Genomic DNA, 25,243 nt, shown 5'->3' with positions numbered 1-25,243 from the left:
GATTCGCGGATCCAGCTCAGTGCGCGGGTCACCGTTCGCGGGGCCGTGTGACGGTCTCCGATGTCGGCCCGGCGCTGCAGCCCGAATTGCACCTCCAAGCGGACCTGGCGCCCCAGGTCGTGAAACCGGATGTAGGGGTCGCGCCGCAGCTCCAGCCGCTCGAACCACTCGGTCAACTGGTCGTCCGGCAGCTCGGGATGGCCGTTGTTGCGCCAGCGGATGTAGTGCCGCCGGCACAACGCCGAACCGGGCCCTGTCGTCCACCACGGGCAGTCGGGCAGCACACAGTCCCGCTCGCCGTGCGGCGGCGCCTCGTAGCGCGCGGTGGCCAGCCATTCATCCAGGTCCGGCGCCCCGGCCGCCTGCCACAGCTCGCTGTGCCGGGTGCAGATCCGCGGCAAGCACCCGTTCATCGAACGGCGGCAGCCCGTCACGGCGCAGCCCCTGATCACGCGGTGATGCCGTTGATAGGCGTCCTCGCTCGGCACCCACGCCTCGAACTCGGGGCGGCCCGCCTGCACCCATCGCTGGTAGTGCGCGGTGCACAGCTGCTTGACCGAGTAGCTCAGCATCCGCTCGCACGACGGGATGCGGCACTCGCCTTGGAAGAACACCCGGCTGTCGCGCGGCGGATAGAACTCCTCGCCCCGGAACTCCGGCCGCACGACCTCCATCAGCCGCTCCAGCTGACCAGCCGCCGGCTGGACGCGCTCCGGCGTGCTCACGCCTCCACGCTCCCGTCCCTCAGCAGCCCTGCCGGGACAAGGACTTCCCGATGATCCTCCACCGTCAATGCGCGTAGATCTGTTCCGTGACCTGCGACGACGCATGTCCCAGCAACTCGGCCACGACTTCGATGGGAACCTTGGCCCGCAGCAGCCGGGTCGCCCAGCTGTGCCGCAGCACATGCGGCGTGAAGTGCCCGATGCCCGTGCGCTTGCGCAGCCGGGCCGCCAGGTCCTCGACCGCGCTGCGGGTCATCGGCGCCCCCACCGGCGGCCGGAACAGGTTCACGAACACGTAGTCGCAGTCCAGCGTCCCGTACTCGCTCTCCATGTAGTCGGCGTAGGCGTCGAAGACCTCGACCCCGGCCGGCACCGTGCGGGGCTTCAGCGCCTTCACCCGCGCGGCGTTGACGTTGCTCTCACGGGGAACGACACGCACCTCCCCGGCCCGCAGCCGCAGGTCCTCGTGCCGCAGCCCGAGCGCCTCACCGATCCGCAGCCCCGTCTCCGACAGCAACACGATCAAGAACCGGTCCCGCAGGCTGGCACAGGCGTCGACCAGACGCCGGATCTCGCCCGCGGCCACCGTGGCCGGCGTCTTGGGCACCGTGGTGATGCGGATTGGGCTGTAGGCATCCGGCCCTGGACCGTGGCGCCGGGTGTGCACCAGCATCGGCACATACCGGCCCATCGGCCGTGGCCCGGTCAGCTCACCCAGCAAGGCCGGCACGGTCTCATCCCGGCGGGCGTGGAACCGGTACAGCCCGGCGAGTGCGGCCCGCTTGCGCACGAGCGTGGCGTTGCCGACCGCGGGTGGCATGCCCGGCAGCTGGTACACGCCGGGCTGACGTGCCGGGCGCGATCGCTGCAGCCAGGCGAAGAACTCCGCGAGGTCCTCCAGGCCCAGGCGCCGGAAGTCGGCGTCGCGCTGGCTGGTCCACTCGAAGAAGTCCCGCAGGTCGTGCGCGTACGCCTCCACGGTGTACAGCGAGCGCCCCGTCGCGGTGAGATGGCCCAGGTACACATCTGCCGCCTCGACCGGCAGTCCACCGTCGTCGATGACGGCGTACGACACCCGATCCGAGTCCGGAACCCGTACCCGCTGTACTCGCATAGCTCCCCGCCCTGCGTCGACGACATGGCCGCCCCGGGTGTCCTCGACGGGAACCTGGCGCTGCCCACATCAACGATGAAGACGTCGAAGACGGCACGCAGCGAGCTGTTCATAACCACCGACTACCGCGGCACGATCGCCACTCAGGCCGGGAAGAACCCCGCGCCCGGGGCGCGCGAGAAGCTGCACGCGATGGGCATCGACGTGCCCGAGGACCTGCCGACGGGGGTTGTGTACGGCGTCGTCGACCTGGCCGACATCGTCCGCGACCACCCCAGCCGGTGGGCCGTCGACGACTACTGGCACTGGGTATTCAACAACCGCCGCACTTTGGCCAGGCCGGTCCCCCTCTTGGGCAAGCAGAGCCTGTTCCTAGCGCCGGATGAGGTTGAACGGGCTGTTATGAGTCAACTTCCCTGATAGGAAGACACGTTGGAAGACTCTTCGCGTCTTACTCAGTGCGCCAGTTGTGGAGGAACGTTCATGATCGAACTCATCAAGATCATGGTCGACGCACTAGCTCAAGGTCTTCCAGGCATTAGGAACGTTCGCGAGGGAAAGCGCCGACGCAAGCTCGGAGCCGAGCTGTTCATGCTCTATGTGCGGCTCAACGAAGCGATGCTGGTTGCTGAGGACATTGTCTCTACCTTGGAGAGCTACGCGCGGAGGATGGAGCGCCAACTCGAACATGGGGAGGACTCGTATGCCCGTTTGGAGGGGCGCTGGGTAATCCCAATGGTGGAGAAGCAGATTGTGAACCTCTCCAGGGTGGGAAGTCTGTTGGGGCGTCACGGGAGTCCGATCGGTGGAAGTGCCGTACTACAGATCATCAATGCAGACGCCTACAACCGACTCCTTCCGCTGCTCAACGGCAAGCGGACCGCCCTGAATGTCTTGCTCCGTATCATGCGGTCCGGGGCATTGCCCCTGGCGCCCACACGGGCAGAGCTTGAAGCAGTAATGAACGAGGAGCAGGTCGCGCGGCTCTTTCTCCTGGACGACCTCTCTGCCCGCTGGTGTGAGACTGCCCTTCCGACTGGCTCGGCTTGGGGTCCCGAGATCTATCGGCAAGTTGTCGCCTACCTAAGGGAACGCAATCCGCGCGAGCAGATCGCCGAGATCCGTGCTGCCCTGACGGCGTTGCGCGCCGCGTTGGAGGATCACTTCTCCATCGCGGACGTGCTGCTCGAGGTGGGGGACCGTCGCATGGGTGGCGACGACTACTAGAAGTCACCTTCCTTGGTCAGGTCCCGTGGGCAATGTTCGCGCCTCTCTAATACCCGGCAGTCGCGTTGGCCATACGCCGCAGCGGCTGCCCACTGCGGTAACGGCGGAGCTGTTCCAGGACGTCCTCGCCCTGGCGGACGCCCGCACCGGACGCGCGCCACGTGTCGTGCGGCAGTACGATGACGCTGCCGCGCTCCCACAGCGGCGACCAGCCGGGCAGCGGCTCCACCTCGAAGGTGTCGAGCACCGCGCCCAGCCTCTTGCCGGAGTCGAGCACCTTGGCGATCGCGGACTCATCGAGGACCCCGCCGCGGGCGACGTTGACCACCCACGCCCCCGGCTTGAGGTCCTGGAGCTCGAAGACGCCGACCAGGCCGCGCGTGTCGTCGGTGAGCGGGCAGGCCAGGACGAGCCAGTCCGTCGAAGGCAGCAGCGTCCGCCAGTCGCTCCCCGAGTTGCGGGAGACGTGGTGGACGCGCACCCCTATGCCGCGCAGCATCGCGCCCGCGTAGGAGCCGATCTCGCCGTTCCCGATGATGAAGGCCTGCGACCCGGCGACGATGCGCGGCCGGCCGGCGCCAGGTGCCCACTCGCGCGCGTCGCTCGCGCGGACGTACGCGTGCACGCTCTTCGCCGCGATGAGCATGGCCGCAACGATCCACTTCAGCGACCGCCTCGGTGTACGCCGACGTCCGGGACACCATCACGCCGCGCGCGGCGAGGTCCGCCAGCGGCAGGTCGTCGACCCCGCCGCCCGTGAAACGACGCGTATTCATCGCCGGGACTCTCGCCGTGGCCGGCACAGGAGCACTGCCGGGACTCGCCGAGGCACACGAGGGCATCGACGCTGCTCTCTCAGGATCCAGCAACGCCGCCGACATCGCCTACCTCGAGTCGGTCTTCGAGCGGAACACCGGCGGCTATTGAGGACGTGACCCGCAACGGGTCCTCGGGCAGATGCAGGACGACCTCGAACTGCTCAGCCACGTCCTGGTCCGCTCGCACACCGCCCGGGATCGGGCCACATTAGTGAGGACCGCTGCCGGGATCACCGGCTTAGTCGCGATCATCCAGCACGACATCGGCGCGCAACAGGAAGCCGAAAGCTGGTTCACCACCGCGGCCCGCGCCGCCCAGGAATCCGGCGACCGGCACATGCTCGCCTGGGTCCTGGCCCGCCACGCCATGGTCGGCCTGAACTACGGCGCTCCGTCCTCGGCCGCCCGCCGCGCCGCACGCGCCCAACGCGTCGCCGGCACCACTCCCAGCGCGGCGGCCGCACTGGCCTCCGCCGTGAACGCGAGGGCCCTGGCCAGCCTGGGAGACCGGAACGGCGCACGCAAGGCCGTCGAACAGACCCAGACCATGATCGAGCAGCTGGACGGCATCGCTCTGGCGGACAACTGGCTCGGCTACCCGGCCCAGAAGCACAGCGTCCACCTCTCGCAGGCGTACACGCTGCTCGGCGACACGAAGTCGGCCCGCGCCGAGCAGGAGGCCGCCCTTGCCCTCACCGACTCACCTTCCGTCATGACCCGGCCTCGCCCTCGACCACGCGCAATGCCTGCGCATAGACAAGGACCCCCAGGCCGCAACGGACATGGCAACCGCTACATGGAGCAACCTCCCGGCGGGCTACCGGACCGGGCTGGTGCAGACCCGGGCCGAAGCACTACGTGACGCCCTCACCGGCCGGCCGTGCATGACTCACTGAGGCTCTCAGCGCCTGATCAAAGATCACCAGGCAGGATTTCCGGGCAACCTGCCACAACCAACACCTCCTGGGGGCATCAGCGGCTACCGCTTCCGATCTATGCGAGCCTTCAACTTCAAGTAGGGCAAGGCATCTTGGGACTCCGGGACCCTGCTTCACTGGTACGGCGAGGTGGACTGGGACGATCCGCGTCACGATGCCCTCGCCCAGCTGGTTGTAGGCTCGCACTTCGGATGACCCTTTCTCAGTAGCGGTGGCCACTGTCCAGCCCAAGGGACAGGACGATGAGACGAACTCCTGCCTAAATCATTCGCCGGTAGTGAGGCTGAGCCGCTCACGACATCCCGCAAAGCCGTTGTGTGCAATGGTCGCCGGAGGTGACGAGTCGGTCGCAGTCGGGGAACTGAGGCAGCCGAGGATCATCGCTGTACCCACCACACGGCGCCGGCGACAACAGCGGATCCGGCCGCGGAGGCGCTGCCGCGAATCAGGCTAAAGACAGCAGCACGAATCAGACGACGAACGGTCTGCTTCCTGTTCCGGTTCGTGTTCATGCCCTCGTGACTCACAGTGGCTCCTTTGGCTGACCGCACGCGACGGGGTGCCGGGCGGGAAGACCGAGCGTGTGGTCAGGGCAACACCCGCGTCCGAAGCAGCGGGCAAGGCGGGCGCTTTGGTCCTACTCTGCTGGTCAGCGGCGGTGCCCGCCGTGCCCGCTGCGGACGGTATCGCCAGCCGGGCAGTCTTGAGGGGGACTGGTGAACGACCAGGGACGAGCCTTCTACGACCAGTTGCGGGCCTTGGAGAAGCGGGCCGAAGCCTCCTGCCGCAGAGCAGGTCAGCCATACTCCCGACGTGAGACGGAACAGGCGTTGCGAGCTGCGCCGTACCGGGTTGAGCTGAGCGGGCAGCGGATCAGCGACTGGCTCTCGGACGACCCTGAGGCTGCGAAGATTCCCAGCCCGGCCAGCAGCGAGAAGGTGTGGGCGCTCGTGCGGTTGTGGAGCCGCTGGGCGGGGGAGGAACCGCGGGAACGCCATTGGCGCACGCTGATGGACCGGGCCCAGTCAGTACGCACGCATCGCACCGTCAGTACCTCGCCGGGTCGCCCAGTCGCCCTGTTCACCGATCCATTCGCGCTGGAAGTGCATAAGGCGATCGAGGCCGAGCCGACGCAGGCGGAAACACTTCCCCTGCTGCCTGCATATATTCCCCGGGCTCACGATGCGCGGCTACGGGCGATCGTGACGGAGGCCGTGGGCGGCGCGAGCCGCGCGGTGGTGCTGGTAGGCGGTTCCGCTACCGGCAAGACCCGTGCCTGTTGGGAGACCCTTGGCTTGCTGCCCGACAACTGGCGGCTGTGGCATCCCATTGACCCCTCCCGTCCAGAGGCCGCCCTCGCGGAGATGCAGGAGATTGGTCCCCGCACGGTGGTCTGGCTGAACGAGGCCCAGCACTACCTGCTCACTCCGGCCTCCGACGTGGGTGAGCGCGTGGCCGCCGGATTGCGCGAAGTGCTGCGTGACCCGGACGGCGAGCCGGTGCTCGTGCTGGGAACCATCTGGCCGGAGTACCTGGCCACGCTCACCGCGCAACCCGACCCGAAGGACAAGAAGAAGGAGGACCCGCATGCTCAGGCTCGGGCCCTATTGGCCGACCGTGTACTGCCGGTCCCTGCCGCGTTCACCGATCCAAGCGACGTCGATGCGCTACACGCAGCCGCCGCTGCCGATCCGCGTCTCGCCTCTGCCGCCGAGCGAGCGGCGGAGGGCCACATCACGCAGTACCTCGCCGGTGGTCCGGCTCTGCTGGAACACTACGACACCGCTCCGGCTGCGGCACGGGCACTGATCGACGTTGCCATCGACGCCCGCCGACTGGGCCTTGGTCCGGCCCTGCCGCCCGCTCTGCTGGAGGCCGCCGCAGGCGGCTATCTCACGGACACTCAGTGGAGCCTGCTTTCAGACGACTGGTTTGAAGAGGCGCTTGCCTTTGCCGCCCGTCCCGTACGTGGTGCTCGCGGCGCGCTGACCCGTGTGCGCTCCCGTCACGGCGAGGCATCACCCGCCCATCCTCGTTACCGGCTCGCCGACTACCTCGAAGAGCACGGGCGTCGAGCCCGTGCTGGTCTCTGCCCGCCTATCGCGCTGTGGACGGCGTCGGCTGACCATACCCCTTCCTCCGAGCACACCGAGCTGGCCGAGATGGCCCAGCGACATGGTCTGCGTCGTATCTCCTTCGGCCTGTACCGTGACCTGGCCGCCGACGGCGACACCAGGGCACTGGACACGCTCGTTGAGTTCCTCTCGGTCATGGGACGCACTGACGAGGCCCTGGCCTGGTACCACTACGCCGCCGAGGCCGGCCATACCGTGGACGTCCGCGCCATCGCGCGCACGTTGGGTATCGTCCTGGATGGCGGTGATGAGGCCCTCTTGTGGCATCAGCTCCTGGTGTCCGAAGGAGATACCAGTGTCCTGCCCGACCTGGTCCGGTTGCTGGCCAGATTGAGTCGTACTGACGAGGCTCTGACCTGGAGCCGCAGGGCTGCCGAGGCTGAAGCCTTGGTCGACCCTGGAGAGTTGGCTGAGCAGGCGACGATCGAAGGTCGTACCGAGGACGCCCTCGTTTGGTACCGGTGCAAGGCAGAGAGCGGAGACAGCACCGCCCTCCGGGGTGTGGCCGTCATGCTGGTGCGACTGGGGCGCAGCGAGGAAGCCCTCGACGTGTTGCTGCAGCATGCACAGGCGGGCGATGTCTTCGCCATGGGCGAGGCTGGCTGGCTGCTGGCCGAACTAGGACGCCCTGGGGACGCCCTCACCTGGTACCGGCGCGCCGCCGAAGAGGGCGACGGCTTCGCCTATCGCTGCGTGGCCCGGATGCTGACAAGACTGGGACGCGCCGAAGAAGCCCGTTCCTGGTACCGGCGCGCGGCCAACGAGGCCGGTGACCCTTACGCCCTCCAAGAAGTGCGGCAACTGCAGGGGCTGGTGCCTCACGAATGGAAAGCAGTATGGAAGGAGCAACTACGGGTGCCGTACGGCCTTGAAGGCGATGAGGCGGTCCCGTGGCTGCTGGCGACGGAGCGCGGTACCCACGCGAGTCCCCAGAAACCAGCTTTCCCACCTTTCCCAGTGGGCTATGACGACCTCCTTCGAGTAATGACGGGGCTCGTCCGAGAAGGTCGCAACGGGGGCACGTTCAGCGTCCTGAATTGGCCCCCTGACGACCCAAACTGGCCCGATCAGATCCTGCGACTGCTCCGAGAACACGGACTCATCGACCGAGCGGTGGCCTGGTGCCAAGCCAAAGCAGCCGCCGATCCACCCTACGGCGACTGGTACAGGGCGGCTCACCTTCTGCTCAAAGTGGTCGGCCGGACGGACGAGGCGCAGCATCTGCGGCGCTATGGCTGGGAGCCAGACGGTAACGTCTCCCACCCATGGGAGGCCCTACCCCCCGAGACCCCGATCCGGTCGGAAACCTTGCGACGCCACCACCGCGCGTCGAAAGCGACCAGGAAGAAACCAGCGTCTGACGAGGCAGGCGAGCCGGCGTGGTGGCGCCCGTGATGTCAGTTGATCCGGGTGGGTGACTGTTCCCCGGACGACACCTGGCCACCCGCTCACCGACGAGCAACTCACCGCCCGGCTCCGCACGATCGCGCGTCAAGCCGCGCGAGGACCGCAACACGGCACTGTTCACCCTCGCCTCCGAGGTGCCCGTGGCTATCCTCGCCCGCAAGCTCGGCATCCACGTCACCGAGGCTGTTCTCACACTGCCCGGCTCTCGCTGCGAAATGACCGAGATCGCGTCCTTGTGCCGTCTCGTCTGCGCCGAGCCGTTCATGGCAAGGTCATCGTGATCGCCAACAGGCAGTCAGTAACGGGGAGTTCGCTGTGCGTCTCGCCCCGCTGACCAGATTCGAAGAAGGAGGGGCGCACCAGGTGACCCGCCATATCGACGACGACTTCCCGCGCCGGATAGCGAACGCGGACGCCGCGCTCGCGGACGACGGCGACGAGGACGAGCTGCCGCAGGAACGGGACGTGCTGTACCTGACGGTGGCCCTGCGCGACATGGAACGCGCCATCGCGAAGGTGCGGTTCATCACCCGGACTCAACGCGTGTGCGTCGTCGTCGGCGCGGTGGCGTTCCTGGCCGGGACGGCCGGCACCATCCTGGCCTGGGGGACCTCCTTCCCGTTCGTGAAACCCGCCATCGGCTGCGGGCTGGTCCTGCTGCTGTCCGTCGCACTGTGGTTCGGTGTGTGGGACAGGCCCCGGGATGCTGGGGACGGTGAGCGCACCGTGTTCAAGCCCCTGCCGGAGCTGGAAGCGCTGGCTGAGTCGCTCCGTACAGAGCTGGCGATGGCCCGGGCGGACGAGTACCCGGACCTCGGTGACCGGCGCCGCAGGTACCGCGACGACGTCCACGGGATCATCCAGCAGTACCAGGGCGAAAGCCGCCGCTACCGGCGCGTCCACAACTCGCTGCAGACCCTCATCATGGTGGGCTCCGCCGTGGTCACCACCGTGTCCTCCCTGGACACCGAGCCGCTGACCTGGCAGAGGATCCTCACGATCGCCGTCAGCTTCACCATCACCGTGTCCGCGGCCATCACCGGCTACTACAAGTACCGGGAACGGGCCTACTTCCTGCAGCAGACCGCGGACGCCATCGAGGAACAGCTCAACGGCTATGAGTACGGGGTCGGCGACTACAAGGACGAAGACCCGGACGCTGCCCTCGCCCTGCTCACGAAGAAAGTGGAAGACCTCCGCAACGAGCAGCGGCGCCGCCAGCAGCAGCTGGACCAGCCCACCGAGCAGGCGTCGCCGACCGCCGCGCCGTCGGCCTGAACACTTGTGCGTGTCACGGGCGTTGAGCCATGCCCCTTCCACTACAGTGCGGCACGAGCAACGTGCGCGAGCTCGGGAACCCCGACGTGTCCCGGGTCGGCCGACACCAAGGCGCCCCGAAGTGGGCTTGAGCCTCATCGCGCCCGAGCTACAGCGTGTGGCTATGTTCGATCCCGGGGGCCGAAACCCTGGGCTTTGGTGAGACCACAACCAATCGGATACCGAGCAGACCGGGATGGAAAGCCACAGGACGGCCCTGGCACGGCAGCGAGACCAGTGAACGTCGGCACGGCCTCAGCAAGATCCCACGTACACACACGTGGTGGTCGGGCTGAGTGCCGTTGCACCCCAGGTCCGGCCACCGGAAAGGTCAACCGGACCGATGCCCAACCCGACGTTCGTCAAGGTGCTGCTGGTGGTGATCTGCGGCCTGTTCTCCATAATCGTGGCCACCGGCGCCGCCATCCTCACCCACACCACCGGCGCCTCCCTGGCCGAAGCCATCCTCTCCGCCGGAGGCGCCTTCGCGGTCTCCATGGGGCTCTCGCTGACCACGCTGTCCGCGCTCGGCCTCGTGTGAGGACCTCCCCGTGCGATGGCCGCGAGGCCGGCCTTCCACCCGACGCGGCCATCGCACGGGCCGACCCCCACCGTGGCAAGCTGGGTCGAGGGGGCCTCGCCCACCGCCATCCGCCGGCCTGCCGCGGGCGCGCTGCCACTCTTTGATCACCGCAGTCGCGGTGCCTGGGCCGCACCGTCGCCGCCAGACGGCGACTGGGCGCCTCGAGGTTGGACGAGGACGTTGACGCTGCCGTTCGACGACGGGTCCCGACGGACCACGCTTCACCTCTTCGGCGGGAGCTTGCCAAGACGGCTGTATTCCTTGGCCAGTTCGACTCGTGAGCGGTGCGGACCGGCCGGGCTCTGACACGGAGAGTTGTACCCCTTCCCGCAGTCCGGGCAGGTGACCTCGTACACCCGCCACGCCCGAGGGGTCTGCTTCTGCTTGGCCTTCCGCTCGTCCAGGATCGGCTGCAGCCGCTCATCGTGGGGATGCTTGCGTATTTTCCCTGCGTCGGTTCCTTCGACGAGCACGCAGTCTTTGCCCTGCTCCGCGTGACAGCGTGGACAGCTCCGCGCGATCCAGTACCGGCGCGCGACCCGGCTGTACAGCGGATACGGGGGCAGTGACCGGCTGCTGGCGAAGCGCTCTTTCCACAGGGCAACGTCTCGCGCCTGCCCAGCCGTCACATGGTCCCCCGCCAGGGTCGCCGCCTGCAGCAGCTCCTTCACCTGATCACGGAGCTCGTGGGCGTACGCGTCATGACGGCGCAGGCCTTTGAGGAGGGTGCGCACGCGGCCGGCCGCTTCTGCTGCCGCCCGCTCGGTAGCCGCCTCCGCCTCAACCGCCTGCCGCGTGTCGCAGTCGAGGGCGTCGAAGTAGTCGCTTGCCCGCGCCACAATGGCGCCCTCGGCTTCCGTGCGGTCATGCGAGGCGGCCGCATTGACACGAATCAGGAGCCTGCGCACCCGCCCTGCCCTCCGTTCAGCCACCGCCTCCTCCAGGCGGGCGAACAACTTCCGGCGGACTTCGGCCTGCCCCTCCAGCCAGACGCGCGCGTTACGCACCGCCGCCTCCAACTGAACCTGCATCTCCGGGCTCACCCCGGTCAGGTCGGCGATCTCACCGCACACCTGCGCCACCATGACCACGGACTCGATCCGGCGCGCATACACCAGCTGGCGCAGCAGGCCCTGAGCCCGCGCATCCGGCGCCGGCACCTTCTTCGCCTTGCCGGGCGACCACCGCGACGGCGGGGGCGTGCGGTGCGACTGGATGATCCGCTCGACCGCCGGCGTCGACAGGCCGCGCTCCATCATCGCGCACTGGCCCAGGTCGAACCACTCGGTGGGCCGCGCGAACGCCTCCGTGCCGATCTTCACCCGGCGGGCCGTGCCCTCACTGTCCAGGCGGATGCGGTGCACGTACCAGCGTTCGATCAGGGTGTCGCGGTCCACCGGCACCGACACCCCCAGCACCGGCTCGCTCCCGTCGTCCCACACCGGGGCCACCGCCCCATCCAGGTGCACCCGCAGCCCGCGGCCCTGGAACTGGATGTCCACGACGGACCCGACCGGCGCACCGCCGGGCCGGGTGAAGTCGAAGCGGGCCTGCTCGCCGCGCCCGCGCAGCCAGGCGGCGGCCGCAGACTTCACATACAGATGGTCCGCGCTGGCCACGCCCCTCGAGCGGCGCCGGCACTCATGCGGCAAACCGTCCGGGTCCGGATGGTGCGCGAAGTGACAGGCCCGGTCGGTGTACAACTTCGTGGTCAATCGGCCCCCGCAGCCGCCGAGCAGCAACCCGCACCAGAACGTGTCGCTCTCATGCAGGTGGCGGAAGGCGTCCAGCTCGATCGCCTCCAACGGCAGCATCAGCGGATCATCGGAGTCCGCGCTGCCCAGTACCGCCGTCTGTATCTGCCGCCTGTCGCCCTGCAAGAAGCCTCCATCTATCGCCTCAACTCATCGTGTCACCTGCCCACTTCGTCCTCCAGAGCACCCAACCCGCCGGCTCCAGGCGAGGATCTGGGGGCGTAATACAACGTTCGGGGACAGCGGGCCGCCGCGGCCGCGTACCGTCGCCTCAGGCTATGCAGTGACCGGACGGTCACACGGGGTCGCAACCTGGGAGGGGTCGAAGATGGTCAACGCCGGGACGTACCCGCTGTGGCAGCAACTCGCAGTCACCGACGGGCTGCCGGACGAGGCACTGCCTACGGTGATCGAAGCGCTGTGCGCCACCTCCCGCGCCTTCTACGGCGTCGACAACCGCGGCGAAGAGTGGCGCAAGAAGGCCTTCGCGGATGCGCTGCCTTCCCTCCTGCAACGCGCGACCAACCCCGCCCTGCGTCAGCCGCTGCTTCAACAGGCCGACGACAAGCAACTCGCCGATCTCGCCGAGCAGGGCGTGGTCACTGCGGCCGATCTGCCCGCGATCCTGTCCACCCACCGCCCGACGCCCGACCTGGTCATCGGCTTGGCCCGGCACCCCGGCCAGGTCGACGACGCGATCGGCCTGCTCTGCCACTTCCACGCCACCGACCTGGAGCGTGTCGTCAGCGGGTGGAACCCGAACCTCTACCGCTCGGATGCTGAGCCGTTCCCGCCCATGCCATCCACCCTTCTCGACGCGGTGCTGGAGTACGCCCTCACCCCGCTCGCCCGCCTCCTCCGCACCCCCGGCCAGCACGAAGGATGGGAGATCACCCAACACCCTGACCTTGGGCTGCCCCACGAATTCGGCGAAGGCGCCCCTTGGAGCATCCTCGCCACCTGTCCCGAACGCTGGCCCGCCCTGGTCGAACACCCCACACTTGGCACAGCCGTTCAGCACCTCCTCCTGGACCACGCCGAAGCCGAGGCGCGCCGCACCCGCCTGACGGACTCGGGCAGTGGCTACCTGGCACACGACGTCCAAGAGGCCTCCGCCGAACAACCGGCACCCGGGCCAGCGCTCGCCCCTGCCCTGCTGCGGGCCTGTCTGCCCGCCCTGTGCCTGCCTGAGATTGCCGGCCTGCCCAAGCCGAGCGTGAGCGCCCGCCACCGGCTGAACCGCATCGCCAACCGGGTCCGCTACAACCCCGGCCTCATGGATATCGCGGCCGAGCAGCTGCACGCGGCCGCCGACGAATGCGTACGCCGCGGCCGCCTGCTCACCCCGCCCCGCAAACCGAAGGACGACCCCCGGCAGAAGACCGTCATGGTGGCCGAGGACCTGGCCCTGCTCAGCGCCAGCCCCACGCATCTGGCCAAGGCCTGCGCTCTCCTCGCCACCCTGGAGCAGCCCACCGTCGTCTCCACACCGCCCAGCCCCAGCCTGTCCCGCATCACCGAAGGCACCGACCTGCTCCGCCCGGTCCGTCTCCTGGAGCGCAACTACCAACACCGGCGAGTCGCCGCGCTGACCGCCCTCGCCAGCAACCCACACACCCCGCGCACTGCGGTCACCGAGACACTCCCCGCGCTGCACCCACTCGAACTCGCCTGGATCTGCCATCAAAGCGACGTCCCCGACTGGCTGCACACGGCCGCAGCCAACCTCGCGCCGGCCGACGACAACGAGGCCGTACTGCGGCTGCTGACCGACGACGAACTCGACCGCCACCCCGACCCGGGCGCCGTACTGCAGTCCTGGCTGGACGCCCCCGAAACCGAAAGCCTGTGGACGCACCGAGAGGTGTACCGGGCCGTCCTCAACTCCCGCCACCACACCCTTCACCACCTGCGCCAGCTGCCCGCCGCCGACGTCCTCGGCGAACCTGGTCTCGCCCTGCCCCACCTGCTCGCCCAGTGCGGCAACCAGCCGGAACGATGGAACGCCCTGCTCAAAGCCCTCGACTACAGGCCACGAGACGAAAAGATCACGTTCGGGGAACTCCTCGACAGCATCCAAGCCCCCTCCCCCGCACCGGCCAGCGCGACCTGACGCCGGACGAGTCGGAGGGGGGAACTCCCTAGAAGCGCCGAGGCGGAAAGCGCATCGGCTCAGCTCGCGCATTGCGCAGGTCCGCCGTTCTGCCGGCTGTGCGAAGGCGGGATCGACCCGGGACGGCCGAACAGACCGCGCTCGCCGACATGCTCACCGTGTGCCCGAACAGCCCCATCGAGGTCACCCTCGCTCGCTGAGCATGGCTCTGGCCCGCCGCTACGGGGGAAAGCGGCGGGCCAGGAACACCTCCACGGTGCCACAGCCGCACGCAGGGTGCGTGCCGTACTGGCGAAGTGCCGCTCCCTGGGGCCGCAGCCGGAGGTAACGCCTGGGCCCCCGCCGCGGTGTGCGGACGGGACCCCATGATCGAGCGCCGGGCAGGCCTTGCACCTGCATCTCCCCGCAGGAAGCGGGGCGTCTTTCCTTGGACCACCAACGCAACACCAGCCGCGCCAAGTTGCGGCGACCAGCTCATGATCAAGTCTAATGCATGCCTCAGGCTCTCCGTGCCGGGGGACGGCCGTGACAACGGCCCGCCAGCGCCAGCCCGGAGAGCTGTCGCCTGGAGGGCGCTAGACGAGGAAGCCTCACCGACACCCTGGATCGACGCTTAACAGCAGACCCGGCAGCCATGGCAAGGCCTGGTCCCCATCCGCCGCGTACCCCGCGGTGGCTCAAGCCCTTGAAAGAGGTGGCGCGCATCGCGCGTCACGGCGTCGGCCCGGGCGCACGGTTCGCCCGGGCCGGTTCAGCCAATCACAGACCGCGCGAAGGCAACGGTGCCGGCGAAGGCGCCCCCGGCAGCTAGTACCGCGACCGCCCACGTGTTCCCTGCCAGCACGGTCAATACGCCAGCGGCCGCGGCGATCTGCGTGCCCAGCATCAAGATGACTGCAGCACGCAGGGTCATCAGCGGCTCCTGTGACCGGTCGGACGGCGTACTCACGGAAGCTCCCGGCGGCAGTCCTCGCGCCTGCGCCACTCCGTACCGAGGCGGATCAGCTTGCGTCGTGCCCGCTCTCCTCCGGCCTCGGGACTGGTAGGCCCACATGTTGAGGTGTCGCGTATTCGTCAGCGGAGACGTGTTCATGCCCTGATGGTTTGACGGACAGTGATGTTCGGGAGGCTCCCCCTCCGCTGTTTGACCTCACCTTGTGACTGTGAGCTTCGGCTTACTCCATATAGAGAGCTGCCAAGCGGGGCAGTCGGTGAGTCATTTCGCTGTGGTCGTCGAAATCGAAGTTCCAGGTGGGGTCCAGCTCCGGGTATCGGATGGTGAACGAATCGTCAGGGAGTTGTTTGCCGGTCGCCATGATGTGTGCGTTCCAGACGATGCTTAGCGCCTCCTCGCACTCGAGATCGAGTCCGTCGGCCGCTGACGCTCGCACGATGGGCAGTTCTGCCAGGGCATCGGGGTCAGCGACTATGCGCTCGAAGGCCTCGCGTCCCTGCGCGATCAACCAGCCACGGAAGTAGTCGAAGCCGTCGTCGGAGCATCCACCGTTGATCACGTAGGCAGCGGCCCACAGAGGGTTCGTGTAGGAGTCTGCCATCAGGTTCCACAGCACCTGCTGAGCGGCGACGATCTCCTCGGCCGGGTGCGTGGCCAGCTGCGAGGTTGCCCGGCGGGCGACATCTTCGCCGTCGTTCGGGTTGGACGCCTGATTGCGGGCCGCCTCAATGAGCTGCCAGAACTGCTGTTTGTTCATGGCGGCAGAGCATGCCACCTGGTTCTGACATCGGGCCGGTCCCGGAAGCTTTGCCCACCAGAGCAGCCACGTCGCTCCTGTCAGCGCGTGTGGTCGCCGGGCGCATATCGGCTCCAGGCGAGCAGGTGATGCAGCGACCGGTGTCGCTCTGCAGGACGCGGTGGCGTCCGCACGAGGGACACGGCGCCTTGGCCACCTGTTCCTTCATCCGGCGCCAGCACAAGCAGCAGTGGAGTCGGTCGAGATATCCCACGGGGGCACCGCAGGTGACGCAGTCCCGTTGCTTCTTGCCCATTGCGGCCTCCCGTCACAGCGGCGGCATCGACCGGCCCCGCTGCCCGCCGGGGATCCAGCGGGCAGGCCGGGCCCTCGGGGCGTGTGCGGGACCGATGCGGGTCACCAGCGTGCGGTCCGCGTACGCCGCCTGCATCCATGCGTCGGGGTCGGCGGGCCCGTCACACAGCTCCCACCCGGCGGGTACGCGCCGCGTCCACCAGCGGGGGACGAACACATGCCGGGGCGTGGTCGCCAGCGGCGTGAACCAGCGCGACTCCGGGCGGACCGTAGCGGCCGCCAGGCGCCGCGCGTGCCTCTGCCAGTCCATCGGTCGGCCTTCCTAGTCGTAGGCGGGCTCGCAGGCCGGGGTCTCAGCCGGGGAGCAGTCGGAGCCGTCCTGGTCAGGGTTGCAGCCTTCGGCCGCACCGGGCGAGGGCATGCAGGAGTCCTCGTCCGGCGTGCATCCGCTCTGGCGCCCGCGGGGGATGCACGCGGAGACTTGCACCCACCGCTGTCCGGCCAGCACCTGCTGCAGCGATCCCGTTGTGACGTTACCGGCCGGAAGGAATCGGCCCAGCACGCATGGAACCACCTGCCCGTCCGGCAGGATCGCGGCCTTACCGTCCGCACACTGCCTGAAGCTGGCGGGCGCCCCGGACGCGACGAAGTCACTGGGCGGGATGTGCGACACCGCACGCTGCCCGCAGGCCACCCACCACCCCTGTCACCTGCCCGTTTGGCAGAGCCAGGTCGGCACCGGCAAGGTCTTCCTGGCCAACCCGCGCTTCCCCAAGGGCGAGAAGAAGCGGCTCGAACCCGAGGTGGAGCGAGCCCAGCGGGTGGTGGACGAGATCATGACGGCGGCCGGTACACCGAGCGGAGGCCAGTGACATGCCACGCATCAGTGACGCGGACCGGGCCCGCAACGAGGAGGCGATCCGCGCCGCAATGGACCGGCTGCTGCGGGGCGAACTGCCGCCCGGCGGCAAGTGCGACCTGAAGACCCTGGCCGCCGAAGCGGGGGTGACCCGGACCGGCTTCTACCCGAAGAAGAACCGCGACGGCACCACCCGCCCCGGCCCCTACCAGCACCTCGGTGAGGAGTTCGAGCGTCGCCTGAAAGCCCAGCGCGACGCGGGCGAGGCCCCTGACCCCCGGACATCGCAGATCGAACGGCTCAACGCCCAGGTCGCCGAGCTCAAGGAACGGATCGCGAAACGGGACGAGGCGCTGGCCGAGCTCACCGCGTTCAAGACGCTTGCCGTCTCCCGGCTCACGGCCCAGCACGAGGAGATCCAGCGGCTGAGGCAACAGGCCGCCCAGGACGACAACGTCCGCCGCCTGCCCGCTGCCCGCAGCGGGACGGCCCCCTACGGGCAGGGCTTCGGCGTAGTTGCGTGACGTCCGGTTCGTGATCATCCGAGGCCGAGTAGTGCGAGGGGGCGGCGAGGGTCGCGGGCGTTGCGGCGGAGGCCGGCCGCGATGTTCTTCACTCCGGCCGTGCGGAGGGCTCCGATGGCGAGGTTGCGCCAGGTGGCCATCGCGCGGGGCGCATTGCCGGTCCGCAGCTGGGAGGCGTCCTCGGCGAAGGTGGTGTCGCGGACATGGTGCAGGGCCTCGATCTTCCAGTGGTCGCGGACGAGTTCGGCGAGCTGGGTCGCGGTGGCCTGCTCGGCGGTCAGGCTGGTGACGGCGTAGACCGTCTTGACGGTGGTCTTGCCGGTCTTGCGGTCGGTGCGCCGGCGCTTGATCTGGACGGCCTGGCGGGCTCCGGGGAAGAGGAGGCTGTTCACGGTGGCGACCTTGATCCGGCGGATCTCCGAGCGGCCGTGGCCGATGCCCCGGGTGCGTCCCTGAAGCGGGATGTCCTTCCAGGGAAGGGACTTGAGCTGTCGGCGCAGCTTCTTCTGGTTGCCCTTGACGATCACGATGTAGTGGGCGTCCCGGCCGAGGAGGTAGTCGGCGTGCTCGCGCTAGGTGTGCATCGCGTCGCTGGTGACCACGACGCTGGCCAGGTTGGCGACGGTGTCCAGCAGCGGCTGGAAGCACGTGATTTCGTTGGTCTTCTCGCCGACGTCCAGCTGGGCCAGCACCAGGCGGGTGGCGTGCTCCAGTGCGGCGAGCAGGTGGATCTTGCGGCCCTTCGCCTTGGCCGCGCCGCGCAGGCTTTTGCCGTCCACTGCGAGGCCGCGCAGCCTGGTTGCCTTCGGGCGGCGGTCGGCGAGCCAGCTCCCGATAGCCAGGTCCAGCGCGTCGCCGTCGATGCGGGTCAGCAGTCGGCGGACCGTGGTCTCGGCGGGCAGGACCCGCCTGGGCAGAAGCGGATCGGGGTCGGCACCGACCTGTTCCAGCACATACCCAGGGGCATCGGCGATCCATTCGCCGACCGACAGCAGCGAGGTCGCTCCGGCCAGCACCGCGCACGCGGTGAGAGCGAGCACGACGGCCAGGCGGTGGCGCACCCCGCGTGGGTCACGCGGGTCCGGCACCTCGGCCAGCCGCTCCAGCAGGCCCAGGACCTCCTCGGGTCCGACCTGCGGATTCTCGCGCAGTTGGTCAAGGGCAGGCGGGATCAGAGATGATGCGTCGGCAGGCACGGTCTTCCACTTGGATCACGGGGCGTAGAGAACTCCATGATCTTGGAAGCCGTGCCTGTCACGTTCTGGGAGCACTGGCTGAGCCGGCAGTTCGCCACGAACTGGGCGTCACGCGACTACGCCGAAGGCCTGCCCACACAGGCCCTGCACGTCCTCCACATCACGCGCCGCCCGCTCCTGCTCACTCACCTGCCGGGGTTCCCACCGTCTGCGTCGGCACGCCCGCGTCCCAAAGCTCGGCGAACCGCTGGGTCCTCAGCCTGACGTGCTCCTCCTGTGCTCTCACCCGCGTCGAGGTGTTGACATGAAGTTGATCCTGTTCGATCTCGTAGCAGGTCGCCTTGTCAAAGACGATGAATTCGTCCACCAAGCCCCGCCTGACGTTCTGGGGCAGCTGTGTCCGGACGACCACACGTGTCTCTATGCCCAACTCCTCTTGCTCTTGGCTGAGTTGACGCAGGTCGTCGTTGAGGTCTGCCGAGTCAGCCACCAGGAACAGCCGTCGTACCGTCACTCCCCTCGCTATCGCCTCGCGCTGCGCCTGCAGGTAGCGGTCGGCAGGCCCGCTGTTCCAGAAGTCCCGGTCCACCAAGGAGAGCGTGCTTGTGGTGTCGATGGAATTCATGGCGCAGTTGGTGAGGGTCAGCAGCCAGTCGTGGTTCTCGCCGGCGCAATCGACACCCCCGCTCTTGAGCGCCTCCATGTCAACGGCGAGGCGCCGCATCAGCTCCTCGGCGAAGCGCCTCATGATGTCAGGACCCCTGGAAACGACCTCCACCGCACTGGTGGCCAACGCGGCCACTCCATCGGAAGGCAGCCTCTCCATCTCGCTGTAGAACTTGGTCGCCTCGCTGATCTGGGCGAAGCTCCTCACGACCGTCTCCTGTGTCTGCGCGTTGTGCTGAGGCAGCACGGCCTTGAAGTCCCTCACCTGATTGATCAGGTCGCCCAGGAGCTGAAGGATCAGGATGCAGCCACCTACAAAGATGCCGACACCGATCTGCCACTTGGCCTCCGAGTCTGCGACCTTGGCGATGACGGACGCCAGACCGCCCGCCGCAAGAGAGATGAGTACTTTCAACCACATCCACCATGCGCCGGATCCTCCTCTCCACCGTGCGCCGTTCGGTTCCGGACTCGGCCCCATCGCCATCGTGTGTCCCCCCAACCAGTACCCGTGCCGGTTTCTTCCTCAGGGCGCTGCGAAGTCCCCCCACGACAACCGGACCACGTGAAGGGACAGTTGGTCGCGAATTCCCTGCACCAGGGTCTGCCACTGCCGGGCGAAGCCCGGCGTCTCAAGTGTGCCCCGCGAGTTCCTGGATCACTCGGGGACGCGGCATCCACAGGTGCAGCAATCGGTCGAGGCGCCGGCAAGATCAGCATCAAGACCGTCTACGCCGTCACCAGCCTCACCGCCGAACAGGCCACACCCGCCGACCTCGCCCGGCTGACCCGCGACCACTGGAAGATCGAAGCCCTGCACCACATCCGAGACGTTCGCCGAAGACACCTCCCAACTGCGAACCGGCTCCGCACCCCGCGCCATGGCGACCTGGCGCAACCTCGCCATCGGCGCCCTCCGCTTCACCGGGAAGAGCAGCATCGCCGCCGGCTTCCGGCACAACGCCCGCGTCACCAGCCGACCGCTCGCCCTCCTCGAACTCACATGACCACGAAACGGACGTCACGCGACTACGCCGAAGCCCTGGTCTACGCCCACGTCCGACTCCGCCTCCAGCGAGATGCCGTCGACCTCCTCGGCCGCACCCTCGACCACCCCTGACACACGCACGGCAACGGCGGCGGACACCTGGTGTCCGCCGCCGTTGCCGTCATCTACTGCCGTCAAGCTGCAAAACGGCCCCTGTAGACGACATCGACAGGGGCCGCATCTTGCGCTTGGCTGCGTAGCGAATCGGAAGCCTAAATCGGCTCGCCCGCCACTCCACTGAATCCGACAAGGCCGTTCCTCTTCGCCATGTCAAGAATCTCAGGGAGATAGTCCAGTTGGCGAACCGAGAGGGTCAGGAGGACGTACTTTTCCGCGTCATCCGGTTCCTCTTCCAGGTCGAATCGAGACGGCTCCAGAACATCCTCCACATCTGGCCACCTGGTCAGCAACTCCTCCCGGAACCGCAAGACATCAGGACTCATGACAAGGTCGCTGGTCTCGCCCTCAGCAAGGTTGTCGAAAACTTCCTCAGGGTTCCCGGTAGAGCGCTTCCAGAAGCCGAAGTCGCTACTCACAGGCCATCCTCTCAGGTTAGGGGTTGCAGATTGGACACTTTGTACCACGCCGGAGGACCGAGGTTTCAAACCCGTACGTTTTCGCTAGCCATTCATCCTTCCTTCGCTGACCCTTCGTGTAATTCGATTTATTCACCTTCACCTCATAAAGATGAAGATTTCCGCCTGGATTCCTGACCGCAATATCCACTTGGCGAACGCCGTAAGGCGTCCAGAGCTCAAGCCCGTTCCCGTAGCTCTCGCTATAGATATCGGACTTTTTGTAGAACTTCTCAAACGTCTCCGTCATTTCATCGACACCGGCAGCGCCACGGGCTTTGTCATGCTTGCGAATGCCGCAGTTGCTGTTGTGAACGAGTACTGGCGTCTCGCCCGCCAGCACATAGTACGTGTGCAGGTCGTCAACTGTGAGGTTGTACGTGCGCGCGTGCCTGCTGAAGGCCCGGTTCCCGGTGACGATGACGGTGGTGCCCTCGTCGGTGAGAAGGGTCATGCCCGGCTTCAGGCCTGCCGCATCGATCCAGCGTCGCTCCGACGGTGACCAGAACGGGTGTTCGTGCGTCGCTGTGAGCTTTTCGATGCCGTCTTTTGTTGCGATGGACAGCTCGTTGAAGTGCTTGTCGTCCTCGGTGACGATGAGGCGGGTGACTTTTCGGGGGCCTGATTCTCCGGTACGAGGATCCGTGGCCTGGACCTCGTCCCCGACGTCGATGTCCTCGATGTCCTTGATGGTGCCGTCAGCCATGAGGACGTCGGTGCCGGCGAGGAAGCACTGGCTGCAAGGACCCGCACGGCCCTTCTTGGGGTTTGCTCCTACACCGGTTGTCCCCACGCCCGGTGAATCGCCCATCGCAGTAATGCTTTGCGCGACGCCCATCGACATGCTACGGAAGTAGTTCATCACAGACTCGGGGCACGACCTCAAGTCCATACAGGTGTTGAGTCCCCACCACCCAAGGGTTTCCGCTGCACCTTCCGGATTCGTTCCATCGGTCAAATAACCCGGGAGGGCACCGTTGGTGAGCCGGACGCCCTCAACATACTTCCGGTAAAACTGCTCGATGAATTCGTCGCGTCCTTGCCACTTCGTCGTGATGCTGACGCCCGGGAAAATCCCAGCCGGGTCATAGGCCTGGCTGCACGATGTGCAGGCCTTTGCGCCGGGTTGCTGACCGGTGTAGCCCGCGCGGTCACCGTCTCCTGCGACCGGATAGCCGTCGCCGCAGATGTCTCGTCTGCACAGGCCGGAAGGGTCGCTGTGGCTGACGGGGCTGTTGTTGGAATAGGAGTACCCGTTCATCTGAAGCGGGTCACTGATGACGACGATCGGGTCCGCGGACAGGAACCGCCCCGAGCTTTGGTCGTATTCGCGTGCCCCGATGTGGGTCAGCCCGGTGCTGGCGTCGTCGATGCCGACGCCCAGGTAGCTGCGTTTGTTCGGCCAGTTCGTCGGCTTCGGGCCGCGGGCTTCGCCGTACGGCTTGAAGGCGCGGCGGGTGACCAGTTGGCCGGAAGCCGCTTCCACCGTCGCGTTCGCCGTGCCGAGGTGGTCGGCGAGCAGGACGTTCAGCTTGTGGCCCGTCGTCGAACCATTCGTCGTCGTGCGGGTCACCGACGGCGCGCCGGCCTGGGCGTATGTGCGGGACGCCTTGGTGATGCTGCCCGTCGCGTTTGTGGTCAGCTCGGTCTCACCCAGGTACAGCGTCGAGCCCGTCGGGGAGTTCTCCAGGATGCGGTTGCCGTCGGCGTCGTAGACGTAGGTCGTCTTCGTGCCGTCGTCCGTGATCGAGGCCAGCTTGTTTTCCTGGTTCCAGAGCAGGCTCTGCGTGGTGTTGTACAGGTCCCGGACCGTCGTGTTGCCCGTCGCGTCGTACGTGTAGGAGCTGCCCTTGCCCGCCGGTGTGGAGCTTGTCCATGTCATCGTGTGCGGCTGCGCCTTGTACGACGGGGTCGTGCCGTTGCCGGCGACGGTCTTGCCGTGGCCGTAGGTGAACGTGACGTTCTTCGTGGCGTCCGCGGTGTCGTGCTCGGTCATGGTGGCGCGGTTGCCGATCCAGTCGTAGGTGAACGACTGGCGGTAGGCGGTGGCGCCTGTGGAAACGGTGGTGGAGTCCGGGGCTGCTGCCGACAGCGTGGAAGCCAGCGATGTGTCGGGGGCCGTGGCATCTGTGGACTCGTCCGGCGCGTCCGCGACCGGGCCGGAGGAGAACGCGTAGTCCGTGCGATAGCCCCACGTCGTACCGTTCGCCGCCTTGCAGCCCGTGCCCTTGAGGTCCAGCGTGATGTTCGACGTCCAGGCATGGTTGAGCTCGCCCATGATGTCGTAGGTGAAGCACTGGGTGTCCCACGTCTTGCCGGACGCGTCTTCGAGCTCGCGGGCGTTGGAGGTGATCGTGCCGGTGGCGTCGTAGGAGTAGTAGCTGTCCGCGATGCGATGCGGCCCTGCCGTCTCCCGGTCGGTGATCGTGCGCTGGAGGCTGCCGGTGTTGGGGTTGACGAAGTTCGTCGTCCACACCCGGTAGGGCTGGGCGCCTGAGACCGTGCGCAGCACCTCGCCGTAGGGCGAGTACGTCGCGTCCGCCGTGTACCAGGTCTGGCCCGAGGTGGATTCCGGCAGGCCGTCGCTGGTGTAGCGGGTGACGACCTTCTCGCTCGCCAGGCCGCCCTTCGCGGGCAGCGTGACCGACTGCGGCTGACCGGTCGGGGTGTATGTGTAGGCGTAGGTGTACGTACCGGACAAGCCCGTCGTCATCGAGTTCGGCGGGATGACCGTCTCGCTGCCGGTGACGCGGTACTCGGCGTCGTAACCGGTGACGCGGTTGATGTAGTCGCCGTCCGCGGTGTGCCGGATCGATGAGGTCGGCTTGCCGAGTCCGCTGGGCAGGTCGTCGTAGGTGTACTCCTTGACCGGGCTCGCGGTCGCGGAGCCCTGGCGGACGTACTTCACCCGGCCGAGCAGGTCGTATTCGGTGAACGTCTCCTGCTGGAGGGCGTCCTTGGTGTAGTTGGGGCGGTCGGCCTCGTCGTACGACGTCGTGGTTGTGCCGGTGTCGGGGTCCGTGGAGGAGGTCACCCGGCCGCGGCTGTCGTAGATGTAGGACCAGATGTTGCCCGCGGGATCGGTGACCTTGGTGCGGTAGCCGCGGGCGTCGTATTCGTACGCCGTCGTGCGGCCGGTGTCGCCGCTCGTCCTGCTGTAGTGCTTGATGGAGGTGACCCGGCCCAGGGCGTCGACGTAGGTCCGGGTCTTGGGGGCCGTGGAACCCGGAGGATCCACATCCGTGTAGATCTCGCCGTGGGTGGCGAAGGAGCCGTACTTGTAGTTGCCGCCGTGGTAGACCATGGCGCGGTACTCGCGTTCCAGGCCGTCGTAGCGGAACTTGGTGGAACTCGGTATCAGCGACAAGGACCTGGGCTGGAACAGGTCGGTGCTCGGATCGCCCTTGGCCAGGTAGCCTCCGGTCTTCTCGCGGACCAGGCCATGGTCGTTGTACTTGGTGTCGACGATGAGCCGGCCGGGACCGTGGGCCTCGGTCTGGGTCTGGACCTGGCGTTGCAGGCCGTCGTAGAGGGTGACCATGCGGGAGTAGGTGCCGTCGTCCCTGAGTGTCTGGAGCGTCACCGAGGCGGGGCGGTTGACCTTGGGGGTGGCTACTGCCGCGTCGTAGGAGATCTGCACGCTCGGCGACTGTCCGGCCGACGAGCGGGACGGCGACCAGCCCTTCACCAGGCGGCCGAGGGCGTCGTACTCGTTGCGTGTGACGCGCCCGTTGGGGTCGGTGACGGTCAGGGGCAGGCTGCGGCCGGGGTCGAAGGTCGTCTTGGTGATGTGCCCCTTGGCGTTGAGCGACTTCACCTCGGTGAGCGGTCCTCCCGCGTCACCGGGGGTGTATTGCGTTTCGGTCGTGCCCTGGCCGGGGGCCGTGACGGTGCGCACCCGCCCCAACGGGTCGTAGCTGGTGGCGATGGTGTGGGAGTGCGCGGTGCCGGTGCCATTGATCTCGGCTCGCGATGTGACGAGTCCCTTGGTCGGGGTGGCGCCATAGGTGAGGTTGTCGTAGGTGTTCCGCACCGATGACTTGAGCTGGGTGGCCGGGTCTGCGGTGGCCTCGGCGGCGCAGATGGTGCCGGTGACGCGCTCTTCCTTGGGCAGACCGATCAGCCAGTCGGTGGTGTCGTGGACGTACGACGTGGTGGTACAGGTCCGGTCGGAGAAGGTCTCGGCGGTGCCGTTGATCCTGACCACGGCCGACTCCACGTGGAGGGGCAGGCCGTAG

The 25,243-nt window shown here is 67.6% G+C and carries 20 protein-coding genes and 4 pseudogenes; 11 read left to right on the top strand and 13 right to left on the bottom strand.

Annotated features, from left to right (window positions below):
• Positions 1–725, bottom strand: a pseudogene (locus tag H4N64_RS40625) (tyrosine-type recombinase/integrase); the annotation flags it as partial.
• A 64-nt stretch (positions 726–789) separates the two neighbouring features.
• Entirely contained in the window at positions 790–1,839 is a 1,050-nt protein-coding gene (locus tag H4N64_RS40620; protein ID WP_260860278.1) for a site-specific integrase, read from the bottom strand.
• 24 nt (positions 1,840–1,863) lie between these two features.
• Here H4N64_RS40620 and H4N64_RS40615 point away from each other — a divergent pair, with 24 nt between their 5' ends.
• Positions 1,864–2,259: a hypothetical protein gene (locus tag H4N64_RS40615; protein WP_186287648.1), complete on the top strand. Its 396-nt coding sequence runs from the start codon at positions 1,864–1,866 to the stop codon at positions 2,257–2,259.
• 63 nt (positions 2,260–2,322) lie between these two features.
• On the top strand, positions 2,323–3,066 hold the full coding sequence (locus tag H4N64_RS40610; protein ID WP_186287647.1) for a hypothetical protein: 744 nt from the start codon (positions 2,323–2,325) through the stop codon (positions 3,064–3,066).
• A 46-nt stretch (positions 3,067–3,112) separates the two neighbouring features.
• Here the strand turns inward: H4N64_RS40610 and H4N64_RS40605 are convergent, their stop codons facing one another.
• Positions 3,113–3,712 (bottom strand): NAD(P)-dependent oxidoreductase, encoded by a 600-nt coding sequence (locus H4N64_RS40605; RefSeq protein ID WP_186287646.1) that lies wholly within the window; start codon positions 3,710–3,712, stop codon positions 3,113–3,115.
• Positions 3,713–3,822: 110 nt separating this feature from the next.
• On the opposite strand from H4N64_RS40605, the gene H4N64_RS40600 reads away from it, so the two are divergent.
• From H4N64_RS40600 to H4N64_RS40580, 5 genes are all read left to right on the top strand, one after another.
• Positions 3,823–3,993 carry a hypothetical protein gene (locus H4N64_RS40600; protein ID WP_186287645.1) on the top strand — a complete coding sequence of 57 codons (171 nt, stop codon included), beginning with the start codon at positions 3,823–3,825 and terminating at the stop codon, positions 3,991–3,993.
• Between the two features lie 30 nt (positions 3,994–4,023).
• On the top strand, positions 4,024–4,746 hold the full coding sequence (locus tag H4N64_RS40595; RefSeq protein ID WP_186287644.1) for a hypothetical protein: 723 nt from the start codon (positions 4,024–4,026) through the stop codon (positions 4,744–4,746).
• Between the two features lie 792 nt (positions 4,747–5,538).
• Complete coding sequence (locus tag H4N64_RS40590; protein ID WP_186287643.1) at positions 5,539–8,352, top strand: tetratricopeptide repeat protein; 2,814 nt, start codon at positions 5,539–5,541, stop codon at positions 8,350–8,352.
• Positions 8,353–8,727: 375 nt separating this feature from the next.
• Complete coding sequence (locus tag H4N64_RS46595) at positions 8,728–9,642, top strand: DUF4231 domain-containing protein (RefSeq protein ID WP_222109978.1); 915 nt, start codon at positions 8,728–8,730, stop codon at positions 9,640–9,642.
• Between the two features lie 382 nt (positions 9,643–10,024).
• Positions 10,025–10,222, top strand: a complete 198-nt coding sequence (locus H4N64_RS40580; RefSeq protein ID WP_186287642.1) for a hypothetical protein — start codon at positions 10,025–10,027, stop codon at positions 10,220–10,222.
• A gap of 263 nt (positions 10,223–10,485) precedes the next feature.
• Here the strand turns inward: H4N64_RS40580 and H4N64_RS40575 are convergent, their stop codons facing one another.
• Positions 10,486–12,144, bottom strand: a complete 1,659-nt coding sequence (locus H4N64_RS40575) for a zinc finger domain-containing protein (RefSeq protein WP_260860277.1) — start codon at positions 12,142–12,144, stop codon at positions 10,486–10,488.
• A gap of 202 nt (positions 12,145–12,346) precedes the next feature.
• On the opposite strand from H4N64_RS40575, the gene H4N64_RS40570 reads away from it, so the two are divergent.
• Complete coding sequence (locus H4N64_RS40570; RefSeq protein ID WP_186287641.1) at positions 12,347–14,131, top strand: hypothetical protein; 1,785 nt, start codon at positions 12,347–12,349, stop codon at positions 14,129–14,131.
• A gap of 751 nt (positions 14,132–14,882) precedes the next feature.
• Here H4N64_RS40570 and H4N64_RS40565 read toward each other — a convergent pair.
• The 4 genes and pseudogenes from H4N64_RS40565 to H4N64_RS46590 form a co-directional block, all read right to left on the bottom strand.
• Positions 14,883–15,080 (bottom strand): hypothetical protein, encoded by a 198-nt coding sequence (locus H4N64_RS40565; RefSeq protein WP_186287640.1) that lies wholly within the window; start codon positions 15,078–15,080, stop codon positions 14,883–14,885.
• A gap of 226 nt (positions 15,081–15,306) precedes the next feature.
• Positions 15,307–15,843, bottom strand: coding sequence for a DUF4240 domain-containing protein (locus H4N64_RS40560; protein ID WP_186287639.1), 537 nt, complete (start codon positions 15,841–15,843; stop codon positions 15,307–15,309).
• 307 nt (positions 15,844–16,150) lie between these two features.
• Positions 16,151–16,447, bottom strand: a complete 297-nt coding sequence (locus H4N64_RS40555) for a hypothetical protein (protein WP_336246948.1) — start codon at positions 16,445–16,447, stop codon at positions 16,151–16,153.
• 177 nt (positions 16,448–16,624) lie between these two features.
• Positions 16,625–16,810, bottom strand: a pseudogene (locus H4N64_RS46590) (SPASM domain-containing protein); the annotation flags it as partial.
• Between H4N64_RS46590 and H4N64_RS40545 the strand changes: the two are divergent.
• Both H4N64_RS40545 and H4N64_RS40540 read left to right on the top strand, forming a co-directional pair.
• Positions 16,800–17,009 carry a hypothetical protein gene (locus H4N64_RS40545; RefSeq protein WP_186287637.1) on the top strand — a complete coding sequence of 70 codons (210 nt, stop codon included), beginning with the start codon at positions 16,800–16,802 and terminating at the stop codon, positions 17,007–17,009. The pseudogene H4N64_RS46590 and the gene H4N64_RS40545 overlap by 11 nt on opposite strands.
• 1 nt (position 17,010) lies before the next feature.
• On the top strand, positions 17,011–17,520 hold the full coding sequence (locus H4N64_RS40540) for a hypothetical protein (protein ID WP_186287636.1): 510 nt from the start codon (positions 17,011–17,013) through the stop codon (positions 17,518–17,520).
• Positions 17,521–17,693: 173 nt separating this feature from the next.
• Here H4N64_RS40540 and H4N64_RS40535 read toward each other — a convergent pair.
• Together H4N64_RS40535 and H4N64_RS40530 are read right to left on the bottom strand one after the other, a co-directional pair.
• Positions 17,694–18,581, bottom strand: a pseudogene (locus tag H4N64_RS40535) (ISAs1 family transposase); the annotation flags it as partial.
• A gap of 316 nt (positions 18,582–18,897) precedes the next feature.
• Entirely contained in the window at positions 18,898–19,797 is a 900-nt protein-coding gene (locus H4N64_RS40530) for a DUF6879 family protein (protein WP_186287635.1), read from the bottom strand.
• A gap of 466 nt (positions 19,798–20,263) precedes the next feature.
• On the opposite strand from H4N64_RS40530, the gene H4N64_RS46585 reads away from it, so the two are divergent.
• Entirely contained in the window at positions 20,264–20,389 is a 126-nt protein-coding gene (locus H4N64_RS46585; protein WP_336246947.1) for a hypothetical protein, read from the top strand.
• 14 nt (positions 20,390–20,403) lie between these two features.
• Here H4N64_RS46585 and H4N64_RS40520 read toward each other — a convergent pair whose 3' ends face one another.
• From H4N64_RS40520 to H4N64_RS40510, 3 genes and pseudogenes are all read right to left on the bottom strand, one after another.
• Complete coding sequence (locus H4N64_RS40520; protein ID WP_186287634.1) at positions 20,404–20,568, bottom strand: hypothetical protein; 165 nt, start codon at positions 20,566–20,568, stop codon at positions 20,404–20,406.
• A gap of 74 nt (positions 20,569–20,642) precedes the next feature.
• Positions 20,643–20,966, bottom strand: coding sequence for a hypothetical protein (locus H4N64_RS40515; protein ID WP_186287633.1), 324 nt, complete (start codon positions 20,964–20,966; stop codon positions 20,643–20,645).
• 16 nt (positions 20,967–20,982) lie between these two features.
• Positions 20,983–25,212 (bottom strand): annotated as a pseudogene (locus H4N64_RS40510) (polymorphic toxin-type HINT domain-containing protein); the annotation flags it as partial.
• Positions 25,213–25,243: the final 31 nt, after the last annotated feature.

The sequence above is a fragment of the Streptomyces cupreus genome (assembly GCF_014257025.1).
GTDB lineage: Bacteria > Actinomycetota > Actinomycetes > Streptomycetales > Streptomycetaceae > Streptomyces > Streptomyces cupreus.
This window is presented reverse-complemented; position numbering and strand designations above follow the sequence as displayed.